General features: G+C 43.7%; 18 protein-coding genes. 10 read left to right on the top strand and 8 right to left on the bottom strand.

Annotated features, from left to right (window positions below; translation table 11 throughout):
* Window positions 1-13: 13 nt before the first annotated feature.
* A complete protein-coding gene (locus PseudUWO310_RS04370) occupies window positions 14-913 on the bottom strand; it encodes a branched-chain amino acid ABC transporter permease (RefSeq protein ID WP_009625131.1) in 900 nt (299 codons plus the stop codon).
* Window positions 914-1,789: 876 nt separating this feature from the next.
* Here PseudUWO310_RS04370 and PseudUWO310_RS04375 point away from each other — a divergent pair.
* The 3 genes from PseudUWO310_RS04375 to PseudUWO310_RS04385 all read left to right on the top strand — a co-directional run bounded on the left by PseudUWO310_RS04375 (window position 1,790) and on the right by PseudUWO310_RS04385 (window position 7,691).
* Entirely contained in the window at window positions 1,790-2,488 is a 699-nt protein-coding gene (locus PseudUWO310_RS04375) for a VIT1/CCC1 transporter family protein (protein ID WP_055075196.1), read from the top strand.
* A gap of 239 nt (window positions 2,489-2,727) precedes the next feature.
* Window positions 2,728-5,379, top strand: coding sequence for a cation-translocating P-type ATPase (locus PseudUWO310_RS04380; protein WP_142599353.1), 2,652 nt, complete (start codon window positions 2,728-2,730; stop codon window positions 5,377-5,379).
* A 317-nt stretch (window positions 5,380-5,696) separates the two neighbouring features.
* On the top strand, window positions 5,697-7,691 hold the full coding sequence (locus PseudUWO310_RS04385) for an adenylate/guanylate cyclase domain-containing protein (protein WP_142599355.1): 1,995 nt from the start codon (window positions 5,697-5,699) through the stop codon (window positions 7,689-7,691).
* 55 nt (window positions 7,692-7,746) lie between these two features.
* Here PseudUWO310_RS04385 and PseudUWO310_RS04390 read toward each other — a convergent pair whose 3' ends face one another.
* Together PseudUWO310_RS04390 and PseudUWO310_RS04395 are read right to left on the bottom strand one after the other, a co-directional pair.
* Window positions 7,747-8,883 (bottom strand): citrate synthase, encoded by a 1,137-nt coding sequence (locus PseudUWO310_RS04390; RefSeq protein WP_009625135.1) that lies wholly within the window; start codon window positions 8,881-8,883, stop codon window positions 7,747-7,749.
* Between the two features lie 160 nt (window positions 8,884-9,043).
* Window positions 9,044-9,178 (bottom strand): photosystem II protein Y, encoded by a 135-nt coding sequence (locus tag PseudUWO310_RS04395; RefSeq protein ID WP_142599413.1) that lies wholly within the window; start codon window positions 9,176-9,178, stop codon window positions 9,044-9,046.
* Window positions 9,179-9,400: 222 nt separating this feature from the next.
* Between PseudUWO310_RS04395 and PseudUWO310_RS04400 the strand changes: the two genes are divergently transcribed.
* The 3 genes from PseudUWO310_RS04400 (at window position 9,401) to rpmA (ending at window position 11,282) form a co-directional block, all read left to right on the top strand.
* Window positions 9,401-10,243: an undecaprenyl-diphosphate phosphatase gene (locus PseudUWO310_RS04400; RefSeq protein ID WP_142599356.1), complete on the top strand. Its 843-nt coding sequence runs from the start codon at window positions 9,401-9,403 to the stop codon at window positions 10,241-10,243.
* Window positions 10,244-10,583: 340 nt separating this feature from the next.
* Window positions 10,584-10,913 carry a 50S ribosomal protein L21 gene (gene rplU / locus PseudUWO310_RS04405; RefSeq protein WP_009629203.1) on the top strand — a complete coding sequence of 110 codons (330 nt, stop codon included), beginning with the start codon at window positions 10,584-10,586 and terminating at the stop codon, window positions 10,911-10,913.
* 81 nt (window positions 10,914-10,994) lie between these two features.
* On the top strand, window positions 10,995-11,282 hold the full coding sequence (gene rpmA, locus PseudUWO310_RS04410) for a 50S ribosomal protein L27 (protein WP_009629204.1): 288 nt from the start codon (window positions 10,995-10,997) through the stop codon (window positions 11,280-11,282).
* 277 nt (window positions 11,283-11,559) lie between these two features.
* On the opposite strand, the gene PseudUWO310_RS04415 is transcribed toward rpmA, so the two are convergent.
* The 4 genes from PseudUWO310_RS04415 to PseudUWO310_RS04430 form a co-directional block, all read right to left on the bottom strand.
* The gene (locus PseudUWO310_RS04415) at window positions 11,560-11,982 is read right to left on the bottom strand and encodes a response regulator (RefSeq protein ID WP_142599358.1); all 423 of its coding nucleotides are present in this window, start codon (window positions 11,980-11,982) and stop codon (window positions 11,560-11,562) included.
* Between the two features lie 59 nt (window positions 11,983-12,041).
* Window positions 12,042-12,332 carry an Asp-tRNA(Asn)/Glu-tRNA(Gln) amidotransferase subunit GatC gene (gatC, locus tag PseudUWO310_RS04420; RefSeq protein ID WP_009627975.1) on the bottom strand — a complete coding sequence of 97 codons (291 nt, stop codon included), beginning with the start codon at window positions 12,330-12,332 and terminating at the stop codon, window positions 12,042-12,044.
* Window positions 12,333-12,819: 487 nt separating this feature from the next.
* The gene (locus tag PseudUWO310_RS04425; RefSeq protein WP_142599360.1) at window positions 12,820-13,332 is read right to left on the bottom strand and encodes a photosystem I assembly protein Ycf3; all 513 of its coding nucleotides are present in this window, start codon (window positions 13,330-13,332) and stop codon (window positions 12,820-12,822) included.
* Between the two features lie 311 nt (window positions 13,333-13,643).
* On the bottom strand, window positions 13,644-13,931 hold the full coding sequence (locus PseudUWO310_RS04430) for an RNA recognition motif domain-containing protein (RefSeq protein ID WP_009627977.1): 288 nt from the start codon (window positions 13,929-13,931) through the stop codon (window positions 13,644-13,646).
* Window positions 13,932-14,555: 624 nt separating this feature from the next.
* On the opposite strand from PseudUWO310_RS04430, the gene secD reads away from it, so the two are divergent.
* The 4 genes from secD (at window position 14,556) to sbcD (ending at window position 19,269) form a co-directional block, all read left to right on the top strand.
* Window positions 14,556-16,049: a protein translocase subunit SecD gene (gene secD / locus PseudUWO310_RS04435; protein WP_142599362.1), complete on the top strand. Its 1,494-nt coding sequence runs from the start codon at window positions 14,556-14,558 to the stop codon at window positions 16,047-16,049.
* Window positions 16,046-17,005, top strand: a complete 960-nt coding sequence (gene secF, locus PseudUWO310_RS04440; RefSeq protein WP_142599364.1) for a protein translocase subunit SecF — start codon at window positions 16,046-16,048, stop codon at window positions 17,003-17,005. The genes secD and secF overlap by 4 nt, the downstream gene beginning before the upstream one ends.
* A gap of 290 nt (window positions 17,006-17,295) precedes the next feature.
* Window positions 17,296-17,739 carry a hypothetical protein gene (locus PseudUWO310_RS04445; RefSeq protein WP_142599366.1) on the top strand — a complete coding sequence of 148 codons (444 nt, stop codon included), beginning with the start codon at window positions 17,296-17,298 and terminating at the stop codon, window positions 17,737-17,739.
* Window positions 17,740-17,982: 243 nt separating this feature from the next.
* Entirely contained in the window at window positions 17,983-19,269 is a 1,287-nt protein-coding gene (gene sbcD / locus PseudUWO310_RS04450; protein ID WP_142599368.1) for an exonuclease subunit SbcD, read from the top strand.
* Here sbcD and PseudUWO310_RS04455 read toward each other — a convergent pair.
* The gene (locus tag PseudUWO310_RS04455; RefSeq protein WP_142599370.1) at window positions 19,180-19,893 is read right to left on the bottom strand and encodes a TatD family hydrolase; all 714 of its coding nucleotides are present in this window, start codon (window positions 19,891-19,893) and stop codon (window positions 19,180-19,182) included. The genes sbcD and PseudUWO310_RS04455 overlap by 90 nt on opposite strands.
* Window positions 19,894-19,912 lie beyond the last annotated feature (19 nt).

Below are 19,912 nucleotides of genomic sequence, written 5' to 3' on the forward strand. Positions count from 1 at the left end.
GCTGTATGCTTGATTAAATCGTGCCTTTGAATAAACCTTGGGGTTTAAAGAGCAATACCAAAATCATAATTACCAAACCTACCCCTAACTTATAGTCAGTCCCGATACAGTATTTTTGCAACTCTCCTAAAGCCGCAGGACAGGTAGTTGCTACCTCTTGGGAAATTCCCACAATTAAGGCTCCTGCGATCGCTCCGTAGGGATTGCCAATTCCTCCCAAAATTACGGCGGCAAACATGGGCAAAATTAGGAACCAACCCATATTGGGACGGAGGTTGGTAATCAATCCATACATACTGCCGCCAAAAGCTGTCATGCCTCCTGCAATTACCCATGTCCAGATAATGACAGCGTTAACATCGATACCTGCAACCTTGGCAAGTTCAGGATTATCCGCCACGGCTCGCATCGCCTTCCCGATTTTGGTGTTTTGCAATAGGTAATACAGTCCTACAATTATGGCGATCGCTGCCACAATAACCACCATTTTATTGCGAGTCATCTCTAGCCCCAATACATTAATCGCTGAAAAAGTTGGTAAATTGTATTTCTGAGGTTTTGCTCCCCAAATTAAAACGATCGCATTGCGAATCACAAGAGCTAAGCCAATTGACACGATCATCATGGTCGTTGCGGTCGCTTTTTTGGCACGTAGGGGTTGCCATAGGATTTTTTCCCATATAAGCACTAAGGCGATCGAGATAGCACTACCAAAAGCGATCGATAACCAAATATCGAGCTTGAGGGTGGTATTGGCAAGAAAGGCAAGGTATGCGCCTAGGGTGAGAATGTCGCCATGGGCAAAGTTAGCAAGACGTAAGATGCCATAGGTAAGCGTTAAACCGACTGCCGCGAGTGCAATAATGCTTCCGACAGCGATACCATCAATGGTTGATTGCAGGACTTCCAGCATTAAAAGAATTTATCAGAACTTTGTAGCTATCCATATTAACGCCATTTAAACAATTATTCCATAAACCAGAATGCAGAGACCCACCCCCCAAGATAAGTGGCGGCGCGGAGCGCCGCCACTCATCTTGGGGGGGGTATGTTGCTATAGGTTTTCAGTTTACTTATGCTTAGCTGCTTACTTCATAATTCCTCTTCATAATTCCTCTTCTTTTTTAACGTGAGTTCAGGATAATTTGAAACGGGTTTTGAGAAAGGGTTGGCGTAGCCAACCCTTTCTCAAAGCCCAAAGTAAAAGCCTTGCATAGCAAGGCTTTTACTTTGGGCTTTACCTTGGGCTTTGAGAATTTGCCAGCTTAATCCGAACTGACGTTTTTTTAGGAAAGGGATATGCTGAATTAGTTCACCATGAAAATTACAAGCGATTATTTTTACCATCTGAGCCTGTAAATGCTTTGTGTGACAAGGAATTTCAACTTCTATGTTAACTATTAATTCTATCTTTTTCTGTTAGTTATAGACGATAGTTCTCATTAATAGATTTGCAAGGTTGTAAATCTGAACTAACTGTTATAAAACTGTAAGTAGCTAAGTAAACTTAAAACCTTGAAGAGAGTATCGCCCGCTACTCGGGCGGTACTCTCTCTGATTTTGGTTTTTAATTATGCTGAACTACTTAAATATAGCGAACTGAACTGAGTTGAAAGAGGGTTCGTCTTCGCTTAACCACGGGATACGCTGGTTTCGTGAAGTCGAAGTTCTACTTTTCTCATCGGTGAATCTCAAGGAAAGACGTTCCCATTTTGATAATTCCCATTTTGATAATTCCCATTTTGTAATTCTCATTTTGTAAATATTCTCTAGCTGATTTCTAATTAAGATGCAAAATAAGCCACACTATGAATATCACTTCTCGTCAAGTGAATTCATCCGAGATATTGTCATTGGCATGTCAGATGGTTTGACAGTTCCTTTTGCCCTAGCAGCAGGATTGTCAGGCTCAGTTGCATCAACAGCGATCGTGGTTACGGCAGGATTTGCCGAAATTGTGGCAGGCTCGATCGCGATGGGACTAGGTGGGTATCTAGCGGCAAAGACCGATGCAGAGCATTATCAAAGCGAACTAGAACGCGAATATTTAGAAGTGAGTGAAGTGCCTATGGTTGAAATGTCAGAAGTAATGGATATCTTCCAATCCTATGGCGTTTCTGAACTAGAAAGTGAAGTTATTGCCAAGACACTCATCAAAAATCCCGACAGCTTTGTGAACTTTATGATGCGGTTTGAATTGGGCTTAGAAAAGCCCCATCCCAAACGCGCATTGACAAGTGCGATGACGATCGCGATTGCTTATATGGTTGGAGGTCTGATCCCCCTATCTCCTTACATATTTATGCGTAATTTGAATAGTGCTTTCCTAGTTTCTATTGTGGTTACCCATATTGCCCTTGCTGCTTTTGGCTATGTCAAGGGAAGATTTACAGGAACTACCCCTATCCGTAGTGCCGTTCAAACTGTGTTAATTGGTGGCATTGCTGCGGCTGCGGCTTTCTTTATTGCAAAAGCTATTTCTCACTAACGCCAGCTAAGTAGTTCGGCGAGCATACCGCCCGCTGCGCGGGCGGTATGCTCTTCTCGGTTTTAAGTTTACTTATGCCTAGCTACTTATACCAAATCACAAAATGGCTATGCCATTTTGTGATTTTAAAACCCTTACTGGATTTGGATTTTAATTCCCAAAAGTGTAGCCACACTTTTGGGAATTGGTATTACTAAGCAACTCGATTGAGATTGTTAATTTTCAACAATAGGAGCTATATGAAGTCTGTACTGAACCCCCAAGAATTAACAGGTCTATCAGAACAGGAAGTTAGCCAACGCCTGCAAACTGAGGGATATAACGAATTACCATCAAGCGATCGCCGCAATATTTTGGGAATCATTCTCGAAATTACTAGTGAACCCATCTTTCTACTATTGCTTGGTTGTGGTGGTATTTATCTTTTTTTGGGGGATGTGCAAGAAGCACTGATATTACTAGGTTTCGTCTTCTTTATTGTGGTAATTAATCTCTACCAAGAGCAGAAAACCGAGAAATCCCTCGAAGCTTTACGCGATCTCTCTAGTCCTCGTGCTCTGGTAATTCGGGATGGAGTGCGGAAAAGAATTGCAGGTCGAGAAGTAGTACGTAGCGATCTGATTGTAATTGCGGAAGGCGATCGCATACCTGCGGATGGGGTCTTGCTATGGTCAACGCATCTCACCGTTGACGAATCCCTTCTCACAGGTGAATCAGTACCCGTGCGAAAAACTGCGCTTGACGATCGCGAACCCGTACCGATTAATCGCGCTGGTGGTGATGATTTGCCCTACGTTTATTCGGGGACTTTAGCTGTCCAAGGACAGGCGATCGTCGAAGTACAAGCCACTGGCTCAAAGACCGAAATGGGTAAAATTGGCAAGGCTTTACAAACGATCAAACAAGAAGACTCGAAACTCCAAAAGGAAACAAGGCGGATGGTCAAGCAACTGACCGTCATTGCGATCGCTATTTGTGTTGTCGCAGTGGTGATTTATGGAATTACACGCGGCGATTGGCTGCATGGAGTGCTGGCAGGATTAGCTTTAGGAATGGCAATTTTGCCCAATGAAATTCCCGTGGTTTTAGCGATCTTTTTAGCTTTAGGCGCATGGCGCTTTTCGCAACAAAATGTTTTGACTCGGCGTATTCCCGTCGTGGAAACCCTCGGAGCAGCCACAGTGCTTTGTGTCGATAAAACAGGTACGCTGACGATTAATCAAATGACTGTGCAGCAGTTATTTGTTTATCAAAAGGAATCGCAATGTCCCGCTTTTTACGATCTAACTTTGCACGAACGGGAAGTTCTACCCGAAGACTTCCATCGCTTGATCGAATATGGAATTCTCGCCAGTCGCAAAGATCCCTTCGATCCCATGGAAAAGGCTCTCAAATTGGTGGGTGTGGAATTACTCACGGGCACAGAACACCTTCATGATGATTGGGATATTTTACGTGAATATCCCTTGTCGGGAGAATTACGAGCCATGTCTTGTGTCTGGGAAACCAGTCAAGGGGTTGAAAGTCAAGGGGTTGAAAGTCAAGGGGTTGAAAAAGAAATCGCAGCTAAAGGCGCACCCGAAGCGATCGCGGATCTCTGTCACTTTAGTCCAGAAGCGATCGCCGATCTCGCAACTCAAGTTAACATCATGGCATCGGTAGGACTGCGCGTGCTAGGTGTGGCTAAGGGAACGCTTTCAGCAAACAGTTCGCGCCATATTTATCCTGTCGATGGATCTTTACCCAGCGATCAGCATGACTTTGATTTTGAATTTATTGGGCTAGTTGGTTTAGCCGATCCAGTGCGTTCTAATGTTGCCCCTGCGATCGCGGAATGCTATCAGGCAGGAATTCGCGTAGTGATGATTACGGGTGACTATCCCTCTACGGCGCAAAATATTGCTAAGCAAATTGGGCTGTCAGGTGGTGAAGTAATCACGGGTTCTGAATTAGAACAAATGTCCGCCGAACAATTACAATCGCGCATTCGCAGCACGAATATCTTTGCCCGTGTTGTGCCCGAACAAAAACTCTTGATTGTGAATGCACTTAAACAAAGCGGTGAAATTGTTGCCATGACAGGTGATGGTGTCAATGATGCCCCTGCGCTCAAAGCCGCGCATATTGGGATCGCTATGGGCGAAAGAGGTACTGATGTCGCTAGAGAATCAGCCGATCTGGTTCTGCTTAATGACGACTTTAACTCAATTGTCGGATCGGTCAAGCTCGGTCGTCGCATCTTCGATAATCTCAAGAAAGGGATGTCCTATACCCTTGCCGTTCATATTCCGATCGCAGGCATTTCTCTAGTACCAATTTTTATGCAATGGCCCCTAGTGCTTTTGCCCATTCACATCGCCTTTTTGCATCTGATCATCGATCCCGCCTGTACGATCGCCTTTGAAGCTGAACCCGCCGAAGCCAATATCATGCAGCGATCGCCCCGCAACCCGAAGGAACCACTCTTCGATAAGCGCACTTTACAAATAGCTTTTTTCCAAGGCTTAAGTGTCTTAGTTGTATTAGTGACGGTTTATGCGATCGCTTACTATCAGGGTAACTATGCCCCCAATGTCAAACTTTGTAGTGCAGGAGCCTGTGATGCGAGGGGTTTAGTCTTTACGACATTGATCGTTTCTAACCTTGCGATGATTCTGACCAATCGTTCATGGACTAAAACGATCATCAGTACGATACGAGTCCCTAATCCCGCGATCTGGTGGATTATTGGCGGTGGTGTATTATTTCTTGGACTAATTCTTTATATTCCATTTTTGAGACAACTCTTCCAGTTTGACTATCTCCATTTTGAGGATTTAGCGATCGCCTTATTGTCTGGCATTGTCAGTGTCATCTGGTTTGAGTTATTTAAATGGAAAACTGCCAAGTAGTTTAGTATATCGCTGTCGTCACTCTTGTTAGCAGATAATACTAATTCACGAAAGTGTGATAAGTAGCATAAGTAAACTTAAAACCGAAAAGAGCATACCGCCCGCTGCGCGGGCGGTATGCTCTCTGGTTTTGGTTTTTAATTATGCTTAGCTGCTTATCACTTTTGTGAATGAAGAAATGAACCTAGTGAGGTTTTCAATTTAAGAAATGGCGTAGCCATTTCTTAAATTGGTATTAGATCGTTAAAAAGGTAAGTGATTCTGACGATTTTTTTGCAAAGCAACTGCGATAATCTTACTAAAAATCTCACTAATTTATGAGTATCGTTAAACTGTCCATTCCCAAATTTCGATTGCGGACAACCATTGTCATTCCCTTTGTCCTGCAAATCATTGCAGCCGTAAGTATAGTAGGCTATCTATCATTTCGGAATGGACAGCACGCTGTTAACGTTCTTGCCGACCGATTAAATGGAGAAATTAGCGCCAGAATTGAACAGCATGTGATTGGTTATCTCCATAAATCTCAGAACACCCTATGGTTAACCAAGGCAAATGTTTTAAGCGGAAACCTTAACCTGAAAGACTTTGAAGGAATGCAACGCTATTTTTGGCAGATCGTGCATAAAGGGAACTTTGAGGGATATTTATCCTATGGTAATGAAAAGGGAGAGTTTGTCGGTGTTGAATATCAGGAAGATGGTACTGTCCAACTGAAAACGGTTACTAGTGAAACTATTCCTCAAAGAGAAACCTATGCTTTAAATAGTGTTGGCGATCGCCAAAAGTTCTTAAAATCTGCTAAATACGATCCGCGCGATCGCCCTTGGTACAAAGCCGCGAAACAGGCGGGAAAAACAACATGGAGCGAAATCTACCCATTTTTTTCCAGTAAAAATACAGTTATGGGGATTTCGCCCGTATCGCCAATTTTCGATTCCCAAGGAAATCTCCAAGGCGTTTTATGTATTAATGTCCGCTTGACTCAGGTTACAGACTTCCTCAGCCATTTGCAGATTAGTGCCAATGCGCAAAGCTTTATTATCGAGCGAACAGGGGATTTGGTAGCAAGTTCGGCGATCGCTCAACCTTTTAAGGTGATTGGTGAAGGCGATAATCGGACAATTGAGAGGCTTTTAGTCACTCAAAGTGACAATCCCATGATCAAAGCAACTGCGCGACATTTACTCGAAAAATTTGGCAGTTTTGCTGCAATTAACGGTAGCCAAAATCTCAAGTTTCAAAGCGGTGATGGCGGTTGGTATTACGTTCAGGTCTTGCCCATTAAGGATGAGATGGGTATTGATTGGCTGACGGTGGTGGTCGTGCCTGAGAATGACTTCATGAGTCAAATTAATCAAAATAATCGGGATACTCTTTTCTTATGTTTGGGGGCTTTAATTATTTCGATTCTCCTCGGTATTCGGGCAGCGCATTTGATCGCTCGTCCATTATTACAGTTGGCTAAAGCCTCCGAGCAGGTTGCTGAGGGTAATTTAGAACAACAGATTCATAGTAGTGCGATCGTGGAAATTGCAACCTTGAGTCATTCCTTTAATCATATGACCGCCCAACTAAAGGAATCCTTTGCGGCACTCTACCAAAGTCAAGAATCTCTTCGTTTAGCGAATGAGGAATTAGAAGCGCGAGTGGAAAGACGCACAGCTGAACTCCGAAAGGAAAAGGAACGCTCGGAGCAGTTGCTATTAAACGTCTTGCCTGCCTCGATCGCTGATCGCCTCAAACAAACGAATGAATCACCTGCCGAGCATTTTGAGGATGCCACAATTCTATTTGCGGATATTGTCGGCTTTACGAGCTTGTCAGCGCGGATGGAGCCTCTAGAACTAGTTTCGGGGTTAAATCAGATCTTCTCAGCCTTCGACCAATTAACCGAAAAGTATGGGCTAGAAAAAATCAAAACGATTGGCGATGCCTATATGGTGGTGGGTGGTTTGCCGATTTCACGCCCAGATCACGCTAAGGCGATCGCCGATATGGCTCTGGATATGCAAGCCTATATCCAAAACGCATCTAGTCTGCTGAGTGAATCCATAGAGCTACGCATTGGCATTAATACGGGAGCGGTCATTGCGGGAGTAATTGGCATCAAGAAATTTATCTACGATCTGTGGGGTGATGCCGTTAATGTTGCCTCTCGGATGGAGTCCCACGGTAAACCAGGATATATTCAGGTGACCGAAGCAACCTATCAACGTCTAAAAGAGGATTACTTACTGGAATCACGAGGTACTATCACCGTCAAAGGGCGAGGGGAAATGGTGACCTATTGGCTGATCGCTAAAAAATAACTGACAAGCGATTAAAGCGATCAAAAAGAGCGCGTAAAACGCGCCCTGTCTAATTTTATCGTTCGTTTATGGGTTTATAGGTTACATCATGCAAACCTGTATAGACCTGTGTTGGACGGAAGAGACGGTTATCAGAGAGTTGTTCCTTCCAATGGGCTAGCCATCCTGGGACACGGGCGATCGCAAAAATAGTTGTAAACAAATTGCTAGGAATACCAAGCTTTTTGTACACCAAGCCCGAATAGAAATCGACATTTGGATGAATCCCTTTGTTGGCAAGCTTTTCATAAGCCTGCTTTTCCAGTTCTAGGGCAATATCATAGTAAGGATCATGCCCGAACTCATCAAACATTTTGTGCACTAAGTCCTGTAGTACGATCGCGCGGGGATCTTTGACTTTATAAATGCGATGACCAAAGCCCATGAGTTTTTCTTTGCGTTCGATCTTGCGCTCCAAGTAAGCGGTCACATTGTCAACGGAGCCAATTTCCTCAAGCATCATCATTACCTGCTCGTTAGCACCACCATGGAGAGGTCCTGCCAAAGTCCCGATCGCCGAAGTCATCACCGCATAGGGATCGGTCAAGGTCGAAGCCGTTACCAAAGCCGCAAAGGTGGAAGCGTTAACCGTATGTTCGGCATGAAGGGTCAAGCATACATCAAAAATTCTCGCCGCTAGAGGATCGGGAACTTTCTCATTTAACATGTAAAGAAAATTGGAGGCATAATCGAGATCATCGCGGGGCATTACGGGATCGTTGCCTTGGCGCATCATATGAAAAGCTGCCACCATCGTGGGCACTTTCGCAAGCAGCCTTACCGTGGCTTGATAAATGTATTCTGCATCATGAAAATTTCCCAGCGGATAGAACATTCCTAAAGCCGCCACACTTGTTTGCAAAGCATCCATGGGATGGGCATTATCTGGGAAAGACTTAATCATGTCGCGAATGCGATATTTAATCCTTCTTCTGTGTGTAAGATCATGTTCAAATTCTTCTAATTGAGTAGCTTTTGGCAATTCACCAAAGATTAGTAAGTAGCTGGTTTCAAGGAAATTACTATGCTTGCAGAGATCCTCAATACGGATGCCTCGATATTCGAGCAATCCTACTTGACCATCAACATAACTTATATTGGACTGGGTGGCAGGAACTCCTTCTAAACCAGGCTTATATTCTCCGATCGCCATATCTTAGCTACCTTACAAGATTAATTTTGTTTATTTCTTGGTTTATTTTATCGCTATGTATGCTTATGACTGTGCATCCCTAACAATAAACCCAAAGAAAGCCAAAGATTAAGAGAGGACGCATTGCGTCCTCTCTTAATCTTTGGCTTTTAAGCTGAAATTATTGAAAAGGGTTATTGCCCTGTTTGCCAAATAGGGAAGCTTCGCCCTTGATCACAGCTTTTCCGAGATTAAAAACTGCCCAAGCAACAACTAAAGCAATGGGACCCAATACGACTAATACTCTTAAATCCATATATTTATACCAAGTTAAATAGAAATTGATTTTATTATTCATTATGACAGCAAAGCCGAGAATTAAAAAGCTAGAAACCTTGGTGTGGTGGCTTTAATTTTTCTGGGTTTTTAATGGCGACAGCTATAATTATGCTGAACTACTTATTTCTCTTGCGCTGCGGATTTTTTGGGGAGTATATTTAGTTGCGCCCAGCTACCTACGTCCTTTGTTTAAATTTTTATGGAATATTGGCAAGCATTTGTTTTGGGAATCGTACAAGGACTAACTGAGTTTTTGCCAATTAGCAGTACGGCTCATCTGAAGGTATTGCCCGCAATTTTGGGGTGGAAAGATGCAGGCTTATCCTTTGATGCCGTCATTCAGCTTGGCAGCATTGTGGCGGTAGTTGGCTATTTCTGGAAAGATCTTCGCAATATTACGCTGGGGAGTATTCAAGCGGCGCGATCGCAAAATTACAAATCCCAAGAATTTAAGCTAGCCACAGCGATCGTTTTAGGTACTTTCCCGATTTTGTTTGTGGGATTGCTAATTAAGATATTTGTCCCAGACTATGACAAGTCGCCCTTGCGCAGTTTAACGGCGATCGCGATTGCTTCAATTGTGATGTCTAGCTTACTTGCGCTAGCGGAAATATTGGGACGACGCGAAGACAAAGACAAACGTCATTTTCAGAGAGTAAGGGTAATTGATGGCATCTTAATGGGCTTGGCTCAGGCGATGGCAATCATCCCTGGAGTATCTAGATCTGGTTCTACTCTAACCGCAGGATTGTTTCTCGGTTTAGATCGGGTGGCAGCAACCAGATTTTCCTTCTTATTAGGTATTCCTGCGATTACGATTGGGGGGCTGGTCGAATTAATTAGCATTATCAAAAAAGGGTTTGGTGATGTCAGTATGGGGGCGTTAGCGATCGGGCTATTGTCATCGGTGATTTTTTCGTATTTGGCGATCGCATGGCTATTGAAGTTTTTCCAAACCCATACAACTTGGATCTTTGTGGGCTATCGATTAATATTTGGCGCTTTATTGCTAACGGGAGTAGGACTGGGTTGGTTGAAATAAGAGTAAGTAGCAAAACCAGAGAGCGTAACGCTCTCTGGTTTTAAATAACGTCAGTTCGGGATAATTTGCAACGGGCTTTGAGAAAGGGTTTGCTACGCAAACCCTTTCTCAAAGCCCAAAAGTAAAAGCCTTGCGTAGCAAGGCTTTTACTTTTGGGCTTTGAGAATTTGCCAGTTCAACCTGAACTGGCAAAAAATGTGAGCCTTATTTTGTGATTTCATGTATAGTTATAGATCGCACGATCTTTCATGCTCGGATCGGGTTATTTAGAAAATTGGTGAAACTTAGGTAAAGCTGATTTCCCCATACCTGTACGGCATCTACTGAATATTTAAACACCATGAGTTACGCAATCATTGAAACAGGCGGTAAGCAATATCGCGTCGAAGTCGGCAGATTTTATGACGTTGAGCTTCTCGAAGCCGAACCAGACAGTAAATTGACCATCGATAAAGTTTTGTTTGTCAATATGGACGGTGATATCTCCATCGGTCAGCCCGTAGTTGATAGCGCCAGTGTAGAAGTTACCGTCATGCGCCATCTGAAGGCGAAAAAAGTAATCGTTTACAAAATGCGTCCTAAAAAGAAAACCCGTAGAAAGAACGGTCACCGTCAGCCCTTGACTCGGATCATGGTTGAAGCGATTAATCTTAGCGGTCAGGCTGCTTAATAACCAATCTTAACCAGAAATAAATGGATCGTAGTTTCATTTATTTCTGCATCTTTTAATCATTAAGAGGATAAACACAAAATGGCACATAAGAAGGGTACAGGTAGTACAAGAAACGGTCGTGACTCTAATGCTAAGCGCCTCGGTGTAAAGCGTTACGGCGGTCAAGTTGTTAAAGCTGGCAGCATTCTCGTTCGTCAACGTGGCACTAAGTTTCACCCAGGCAACAATGTTGGTCGCGGTAGCGATGACACATTGTATGCCACCGTTGATGGCGTAGTTACTTTTGAGCGTTTTGGCAAAACCCGCAAGAAAATTAGCGTATACGCTCCTGTAGCCGTAGAAGTTGCAGAAGCTGAAGTTGCTTAAGCGACTTGCTAAGTAGCTGTTGGGCATAATTAAAGCCCCGAACGCAAGCTGTAGCGCACGCTGCGCGTGCGCTACAGCTTGCGTTTGGGATAATTTGAAACGGGATTTGAGAAAGGATTTGCTAGGTATAGCTACAGTCACTTGACTTAGTACAATTGGCGACAGCTATAAATCCTTTCTCAAATCCCAAAAGCAAAAGCCTTGCTACGCAAGGCTTTTGCTTTAATTAATCCTAAGTCTGTGAAATAAAAAATAGAGTCCATGCATTGCATGGACTCTATTTTTTATTTTTCATGGATTCGTATCGCTGCAAAATATTTTTCAGCTTATCGATCTGAATCGGTTTGCTAATGTAATCACTCATACCCGCATCACGGCAGATATTTTGATCGTCATCGGTAGCATTGGCAGTCATCGCCACGATCGCGATCGGAGGTGATTGCGATGCGTTTTCGCGATCGCGAATATGTTTAGTTGCCTGTATCCCGTCCATTTCAGGCATCTGAATATCCATGAGAATTAAATCGTAGGCTTTGTCGGCGATCGCTGCGATCGCTTCTTGCCCATTGCCTACGATGTCAGCCTCATAACCGAGGTGTTTGAGTACGCGCATCGCTACTTTTTGATTGACAGGATTGTCCTCAGCTAACAAAATGCTGAAGCTAGATAAAGATGGCTCTGGCTTAACTGAAATATCCATGATTTTATGGTGCTGTTTTTTTCCCTACCTGAAACCAGTAGCGCGATTGCCAGTAACATTTAACCCATAATTTGGGGCACGCGGAAAAAGTCTTCTTCCCGATCAGGCGCACAGTCCAGCAAGACTTCGCGATCGGCAAAAGGTTGCAGGATATCGGCGCGAGTAATATTGACGGTGTTAACAGCCCTAGTCGTTGGTTCAACCCCCTCTAACAGAGAATCAAGTTCATTTAGCTGTTGGAAATAGTCCAAAATGCTATCTAGCTGCTTGGTAAAAGAAATTTCTTCGGCTTCAGTTAATTGCAAACGCCCCAAATGGGCAACATGGCGAACTTGATCTCTATCAATCATAATATCTGTGCGATCTTTATATAAATTTATATGTGGTATGTATAGGTGATTTGTGTTTAGGGTAACCGTTAGGTTTTGGTATTTCTTTGACCATCCTAGATCATCTGGATCATTTGCCTAAACTATCCCCAAGAATATATTGCGGTTTTCAAGTGAGTGCGTACTCATTTGAAAACAAAAAACAATCCTAGTAAGGGTTTTGAGTTTTCATTTTGCCGTAGGCAAAATGAAAACTGCAATATTTATCAGGATATGCATATAGTTCTAATACCAATTCACGAAAGCGTGACAACAATTTTGTGGATTAAAAACTAAACCTAGCGAGGGTTCTCAAGTTAAAAAATGGCTACGCCATTTTTTAACTTAGTATAAGAATATATAGTATTCCTAAATCATACGCTCAGCCAATGTTAGCCGAGCGTAAGTCTCTTAGGACTTTGATTAGGACTTACACCAAAAATTGCTAGGTTTAATAGAGGTTAATCGTTTAAAAGAACAGATTAATATCGGCTCTACCAGTTGTCTTTAGCCAATTTTGCGCTTCGATATAGTTGTTGGGAGCAAGTCGTATGGCTCTCACCCAATGATCGGCAGCAATGTTGAAATATTCTTCGGCTTGCTCTTCATCCTGAGCATTTTCCCCTTTATGGTGATAAATCACCGCAACATTGTTCAATGCTTGAGGCATACGGGGATTGAGATCGATCGCCTGCTCGTAAAATTCAAGAGCCTTATTGTGATCGCCATTACTAGCATGAATTAAACCCATGTTGTAATAGATATAACTGCGATCGTAGGAATTTTCTTCGAGTTTGAGAGCTTCTTCGTAGTTTGATAGGGCTTCGGCATACTCACCGTCACCTTGAGCGGACATCCCATCTCGATAGTAAGCAAAGGCTTCTTTTTCTTTCTGACTAGCAGGAAAGAGTTTTAAAATCGTGTCGGCAATAACGGTAAAGGTTTGATCGACGAAGTTGTCATTACGTTGCGATCTAGGCATAGTTCTTTATAAATTTGCAGTCAGTTGTTAATCAGCATATCAAAAGCTTGATATAGATGAAGTTTCGTTTTGTGATAATGCTGTGCTGTAACGTTGCTTTTTGGCGATGTTTTTTACTGACAGTTCAAATTAATGACAATTAAGCCAAGCTTAATGCCAAGTTTTTGCCAAGAATATTTAGGTTTCACCTTTTGTTTATATAACTTAACTTTAGCCGTTGAGTCATGAGCCGTTGAGTCATGAGCCGTTGAGTCATGGCATTCGTAAAGCATAGCTTAGCCATGCTTTACGAATGTTGCAATTAATTAGGCTTAGGCGTAGCCGCGACCTCTAGGGCGATCGTTGTTAGTACGTTCACCACGAGGCTTAGCCTTATTAACGCGTAGGGTTCTTCCCATCCATTCGGCTTCGTTAAGCGCCGCGATCGCCGCTTCTTCTTGGGCATCATCCTCCATATCAACGAAGGCGAAACCCCGAACCCGACCTGTTTCTTGGTCGGTGGGCAATTGCACGCGTTTTACAGTGCCGTAGTCTGAGAAGACGCTTGTCAAATCATCCTTAGCAGCTTGATAAGACAAATTTCCAACGTAAATAGTCACAGTCAGTTCGCTCCAAAAAAGAGATCGATAAAATAGTTTAGCCAGTCTTCGGAAAAGACTCGCTCGATCCGAGATCTCACAAATCCAACCTAAATTTCAGCTTTGATATAAGTTTACCGTTTAGCCGCAACAATTTGCGTAGGCTGTATTACAAAGCTTTGTCCAAGTAATGCTAAAGAGCGCATAAACCGTAAAAAAGAGCGATCAATTCCTTGCTGTAAGCGGTATTTCTCGTCAGGGGCGATCGCTTATGCTGCAAGTCTTTGAGAATTAGCTTAAAATATCAGTCTAAAGAAATAAGTCAAATTACTTACTAGTTAGCGTTTGCGAGGAGTTTGACGAGAAATTTTTACCAAACTTAAAGATAATTAAAAATTTAAAAATGGGGAGACAAAGTTAATTTATTACTTTTTTATTACTTGGTTATTCGCCCTTTTCTTGGTGATCAATATGCATGTGGTTTTGCCGTTAAGGCTGGGCATAATTAAAAACCAGCATCGAAACCCGTAGCGGTAGTGGGTTATGATGGCAGATGTCTAAAAATTTTCTCTGTTCACTCTGGCTCGAAGTAAAGCTATATAAATAGCTTTATCAAAACAGCTATCAAAAAAAGCTATAAAAAATATGGGTAAACAAAGCCGCCTGCTTGCCTTTGTATTGGCAGTTTTATTGGGGGCTGTGTATCTCATCGTAAATCATCCACCTAAGTTAGGGCTAGATTTACGGGGTGGTGCGCAGCTCACACTCCAAGCAAAAATTAATCCCGAACAAGGAATTAATGAAATTACACCACGCATTATGGAAACTGCAAAGTTTGTGGTGGAGCAACGTATTAATGGCTTGGGTGTTTCCGAAGCAACAATTGTGATATCGGGTAATAATCAACTAGTCGTGCAACTGCCAGGAGTAAACGATCCTGCGCAGGCTGAACGGGTAATTGGGACAACTGCCCAGCTTGATTTTCGGAAGCAAAAAAAAGGGACTGAAAGCGAGCTAAGGGCAAGATTGCAAATTCAGCAGGCGGCAACGCTGCAACGCGAAATCCTGAAAAACTCTGGCGATCAAAAGGCGATCGCCGATAACGAAGCGGAATATCAAAAGAGTGTAGAAGCCCTGAAGGGGATTTTTGAGCGCACAGGTTTAAGCGGCAATATGCTCAAGGATGCAGTCGCATCGCCATCGGGCAATGGTCCTGATTCTTGGCAAGTGGCGCTCACCTTTGATGATAAAGGCGGCGATCTATTTGCGAAAACTACTGGTGAAATTGGCGGTACAGGTCGCGCTTTAGGTATTTTCTTAGACGATAAGTTAATCAGCTCCCCATCCGTTGGTCCTGAATTTCAAGGCAAGGGTATTACTGGTGGAAGAGCTGTAATTACAGGAAACTTTACACTTGATACGGCTAACGAACTTGCTTTGCAGTTAAGAGCAGGAGCCTTACCAGTGCCTGTAGAAATTGTTGAAAACCGTACTGTCGGGGCTACCCTTGGGGCGGATAGTATCCTGAGTAGCATTTATGCTGGAGTTGCGGGGCTAGTCTTAGTCATCATTTTTATGGTGCTGTATTACCGCATTTTAGGTGTGGTTGCCGATATTGCCCTCATTACCTATGCGGTGATTACCTTTGCTTCGTTTTGTCTGTTAGGCGTGGTCTTGACTTTACCAGGTATTGCAGGATTTATTCTCAGTATCGGTATTGCCGTGGATGCCAATGTATTAATTTTTGAACGGACAAAAGAAGAGTTAAATGCAGGAAGAACTCTCTATAAATCCGTTGAAGCTGGCTTTTATCGAGCTTGGTCGAGCATCCTTGATAGTCATGTAACTACCTTGATTTCTTGTTTTGCCCTGTTTTGGCTTGGTTCGGGATTTGTCAAAGGATTTGCGGTTACTTTAGGCGTTGGGGTGCTGGTGAGTGTCTTTACGGCGGTGACATTGAGCCGATCGCTCATGTTGGCAATGATCAGCAATCCCCTATTTCGCAAGCCAGAATATTATGGCGTAAAGGCTTTTGGCAAAATTTCTCTAACTAAAGCTGAGGTGGAAACTAAGTCCGAGGATAAATCGAGCGATCGAGAAAACGGTAATAAAAAAGACAATACAGGTGCAGTGCTATGAAATTAGATGTAATTAAACATGGTCGCCTTTACATCACGATTTCCACGACAGTGATTGTGGCGGGTTTAATCGCGATGGTTCTCTCCTTTCAACAGTTAGGATCGCCTTTACGCCTCGGTATTGACTTTACGGGTGGTTCTAATATTACGCTCGGTTTGGCTTGTAATGCTGGCAATTGTGGTAAGCCCATTGATGTGGCTGTGATCCGCCAAGCGGTAGAAAGTAAGGGTTTTAGTAATAGCGTCATTCAGTTAGTTGAGGGCAAAGACCTTAGGGGTGTATCGGTTCGGACATCCCATCTCTCCTCTGAGCAGCGGGTCAAGCTCAAGGAAACAATGACTGAAGCGTTGAAGCAGTATGGAGAAGTTGACCCCAAGAAATCCCAGATTGATGAAGTCGGCCCCGCGATCGGGCAGCAGGCTCTCAATAATGGTTTGCTTGCCCTTGGTTTATCCTTTGCGGGGATCGGTGTTTATCTCGCCTTTCGCTTTCAACTGGACTATGCCACCTTTGCGATCGTGGCGCTGTTCCACGATATTTTTGTTACGGCTGGTGTATTTGCCATTTTAGGGCTGACGATGGGGGTAGAAATTGATAGTTTATTTATCGTTTCGATGCTCACGATCTGCGGCTTCTCCGTTAACGATACGGTGGTAATCTACGATCGCATTCGCGAAAATGTGAAGATCGATACGGATACGACCAGTTTTAATGATTTGGTTAATGCTTCGGTAAATCAAACCCTCTGGCGATCGATCAACACCACTCTCACGGCAACTTTGCCTTTAATTGCTATTTTCCTATTCGGTGGTGCGACGCTAAGATTTTTCTCGCTAGCTTTGATCGTTGGGTTCCTGTCGGGGGCTTATTCCAGCATTTTTAATGCCAGTATTTTGCTCGCTTGGTGGCGTAGCCGTCAGGTGACAGTCCGCCAACCGCCCCTTGAAGCCAACTAATTAAAACCTAGAAGAGCATACCGCCCGCTGCGCGGGCGGTATGCTCTCTGGTTTTGGTTTTTAATTATGCCTAACTACTTAGATAAAAAATGTCAGTTGGGGTTAAGCTGTCACACTTTTGTGAATTGGTATAAAAGGACAAATCCCTCCCAAGAAGAGAAGGTTGGCACGAAGTGCCAACCTTCTCTTCTTGGGAGGAGGATTTTCGCACTACCGAAGGTAGCGAGGAAACCCCATAATTCAATAGACTGGGAAACGCTATATACTTACCTCAATGCTTGGTCTGAGTTATGAATGAAGAAGACATCAGCAATATTGCTCAGCCTCGATCTGAACTAAATTCCGATCAAATATCTGATCCTGATCCACTTCTCGAACGGCAAATCCAGCGTCTGATCGAAGTCCAAACCTATTTGCGGTGGATATTTGACGGCTTTCTGTGGTTGACCGTGGGAACGGCAAGCATTTGGGCTTTGCGATCGGATATTGAGCTATGGTTTGCCTCGTTTACATGGGCGGCGGTGCGGATGACTTTGGCTTACAATCGTTTGCCGATGTTAGGCTTGGGGATATGTGTGGCAATGACCTTAGCGACTTTGGTTTGGCAGAGTTCGATTATTTTATGGGGACTGAATCAACGGGAAAAGCGATCGCTTGCCCATCAAGTAAAAGGAATTCAAGCAAAAGGTAAAAGCCATCCATTATGGCGCTGGGTTTGTGAGGAGAAATTATAGCTGCCATCTTTTTGGGTTTATTCCTTACGTTGCTATAAAGTGAACAATTAGAAACCATTTAAGAATTCACTAGATCCCCCCCAGCCCCCCTTAAAAAGGGGGGAGAATTAAATTTTCCCCCCTTTTTAAGGGGGATTGAGGGGGATCTGTTAGAGTTTTTGACCGCAGAAAGTACTTCTTAAATGGTTTCTTAGTATTGCGCGGCAAAGCGGCGCAATACTAATTGTTCACTAGGGAGTAATTATGGCTATTAAAGTTTTACATCTCTCTGATATTCATCTTGGCAGTACGACCCATGGCAAGATTAATCCGCAAACGGGTTTAAATACTCGTCTTGAAGACTTTGTGGCGGCGCTAACCCTCTGTATCGATCGCGCGATGCGGGAACCAGCCGATTTAGTTCTCTTTGGTGGGGATGCCTTTCCTGATGCCACGCCGCCGCCTTTGGTGCAGCAAGCCTTTGCCAAGCAGTTTCGTCGTCTTGCCGATGCTGGGATTCCCACGGTTTTATTAGTTGGTAACCACGACCAGCATTCGCAGGGAGTCGGTGGAGCGAGTTTGGCTATTTATCGCAGTCTTGCCGTACCGAATTTTACCGTGGGCGACACGATCGCCACCCATCGTATTTCTACTAACGCGGGGGCAATTCAGATTATTACCCTACCTTGGATTACGCGATCGACTCTACTCACGAAGTCGGAAACCGAAGGATTTTCGATGGCAGATGTGAATCAATTCCTGATCGATCGCTTACAGGTGGTGATCGAAGGTGAAATTCGGCAGCTCGATCCGAGCTTACCAACGATTTTATTGGCTCATGTAATGGTGGATACGGCAACCTACGGTGCAGAGAGGTTTTTGGCGGCGGGCAAGGGATTCACGATTCCATTGTCGATGTTAACCCGCGAAGCCTTTGATTATGTGGCTTTGGGGCATGTGCATCGACATCAAATTCTTGCCACGCAGCCAATGGTAGTTTATCCAGGCAGCATTGAGCGGGTTGATTTTGGCGAAGAGAATGAGGCAAAGGGCTATTGCTGGTTAGAAGTTGAGAAGGGGAATGTAAAATTTGAGTTTTGTCCAATTCCGACCCGCGTATTTCGGACAATCGAAGTAGATGTGACACAGGCGGAGGATCCGCAAGCAAAGTTACTCAAAGCAATTCAAAAAGGGAAAATTGATCGGGCGATCGCGAGGCTGATTTATAAAATTAAAGCCGAACAACTAGCGCTAATTGACGATCGCTTACTCCATGAAGCCATGGAAAGCGCCCATAATTATTCTCTGATTCCAGAAGTAGTCAGCCAAAATCCACGGAGTCGAATGCCCGATCTCAGCACTGCGGAAGCCCTCGATCCGATGACGGCGCTGAAAACCTATCTCAGTACTAGGGAAGACTTACACAATCTGGAACCTGAAATGCTGAATGCTGCTCAAGAACTACTCAGTGAGATTGGGCTGGCTATGGATAGTATCGATCCTGCGATTGATACGACTCAAGCTAGTCAATTGGTGATAAGTTTCGACTAGTTGAGATTGCAGAGTGACGAGGGAAACCTGTCGCAGCGCCGCAGTGCGATCGTAAATTTGTTCGATACTAATATCATCGCGATCGTCGGTTTCTAAAAGGAACCGCCCCTGCGGAATGGTGGCGATCGCTGGCACTACAGGAGAGCGATCGCTTAAAATTGCTGCGCCAAATGAAAAGTAAAAACCATGTTCGAGCAATTGTTGAAAGACTTCCTTTTTTTTGTGAAAACCATGAACGATCCAAGGAATGACAGATTTCGTAGTTTTCTTTAAAGCGATTAGTTCGGAAAAGGCTCTTACACAGTGGATTACCAGTGGCTTTTGTAATGTTTCCGCCAATTCTATATGTCTTTGAAAAATTGTAATTTGCAATTCCATTGGTAAATCAATATTGCGATCGAGTCCGCATTCTCCAATCGCTATTACTTCTGGTAATTTCGCCAATATTTCCAGATTTTGGTAAGCCTCTTCCCACGATGACATGGCTATAAACCAAGGGTGTAACCCCAGACTACAGGTAGGCGGTAATGAGTGGGCTGGCAAGTCCGTATTGACATGCAGGGTTTGCAGGTTGATCAGATTTTGACATTGGCGATCGCGATGGGTATGGAAATCAATAAACATTTTGATTAGTCCCCAAGGT

It is taken from the genome of Pseudanabaena sp. UWO310 (assembly GCF_006861605.1).
Taxonomy (GTDB): domain Bacteria; phylum Cyanobacteriota; class Cyanobacteriia; order Pseudanabaenales; family Pseudanabaenaceae; genus Pseudanabaena.

Bases quoted from the DNA above. Each gene is read 5' to 3' on its own strand.
- PseudUWO310_RS04370 (WP_009625131.1), bottom strand. From the start codon at position 913: ATGCTGGAAGTCCTGCAATCAACCATTGATGGTATCGCTGTCGGAAGC.
- PseudUWO310_RS04375 (WP_055075196.1), top strand. From the start codon at position 1,790: ATGCAAAATAAGCCACACTATGAATATCACTTCTCGTCAAGTGAATTC.
- PseudUWO310_RS04380 (WP_142599353.1), top strand. From the start codon at position 2,728: ATGAAGTCTGTACTGAACCCCCAAGAATTAACAGGTCTATCAGAACAG.
- PseudUWO310_RS04385 (WP_142599355.1), top strand. From the start codon at position 5,697: ATGAGTATCGTTAAACTGTCCATTCCCAAATTTCGATTGCGGACAACC.
- PseudUWO310_RS04390 (WP_009625135.1), bottom strand. From the start codon at position 8,883: ATGGCGATCGGAGAATATAAGCCTGGTTTAGAAGGAGTTCCTGCCACC.
- PseudUWO310_RS04395 (WP_142599413.1), bottom strand. From the start codon at position 9,178: ATGGATTTAAGAGTATTAGTCGTATTGGGTCCCATTGCTTTAGTTGTT.
- PseudUWO310_RS04400 (WP_142599356.1), top strand. From the start codon at position 9,401: ATGGAATATTGGCAAGCATTTGTTTTGGGAATCGTACAAGGACTAACT.
- rplU (WP_009629203.1), top strand. From the start codon at position 10,584: ATGAGTTACGCAATCATTGAAACAGGCGGTAAGCAATATCGCGTCGAA.
- rpmA (WP_009629204.1), top strand. From the start codon at position 10,995: ATGGCACATAAGAAGGGTACAGGTAGTACAAGAAACGGTCGTGACTCT.
- PseudUWO310_RS04415 (WP_142599358.1), bottom strand. From the start codon at position 11,982: ATGGATATTTCAGTTAAGCCAGAGCCATCTTTATCTAGCTTCAGCATT.
- gatC (WP_009627975.1), bottom strand. From the start codon at position 12,332: ATGATTGATAGAGATCAAGTTCGCCATGTTGCCCATTTGGGGCGTTTG.
- PseudUWO310_RS04425 (WP_142599360.1), bottom strand. From the start codon at position 13,332: ATGCCTAGATCGCAACGTAATGACAACTTCGTCGATCAAACCTTTACC.
- secD (WP_142599362.1), top strand. From the start codon at position 14,556: ATGGGTAAACAAAGCCGCCTGCTTGCCTTTGTATTGGCAGTTTTATTG.
- secF (WP_142599364.1), top strand. From the start codon at position 16,046: ATGAAATTAGATGTAATTAAACATGGTCGCCTTTACATCACGATTTCC.
- PseudUWO310_RS04445 (WP_142599366.1), top strand. From the start codon at position 17,296: ATGAATGAAGAAGACATCAGCAATATTGCTCAGCCTCGATCTGAACTA.
- sbcD (WP_142599368.1), top strand. From the start codon at position 17,983: ATGGCTATTAAAGTTTTACATCTCTCTGATATTCATCTTGGCAGTACG.
- PseudUWO310_RS04455 (WP_142599370.1), bottom strand. From the start codon at position 19,893: ATGTTTATTGATTTCCATACCCATCGCGATCGCCAATGTCAAAATCTG.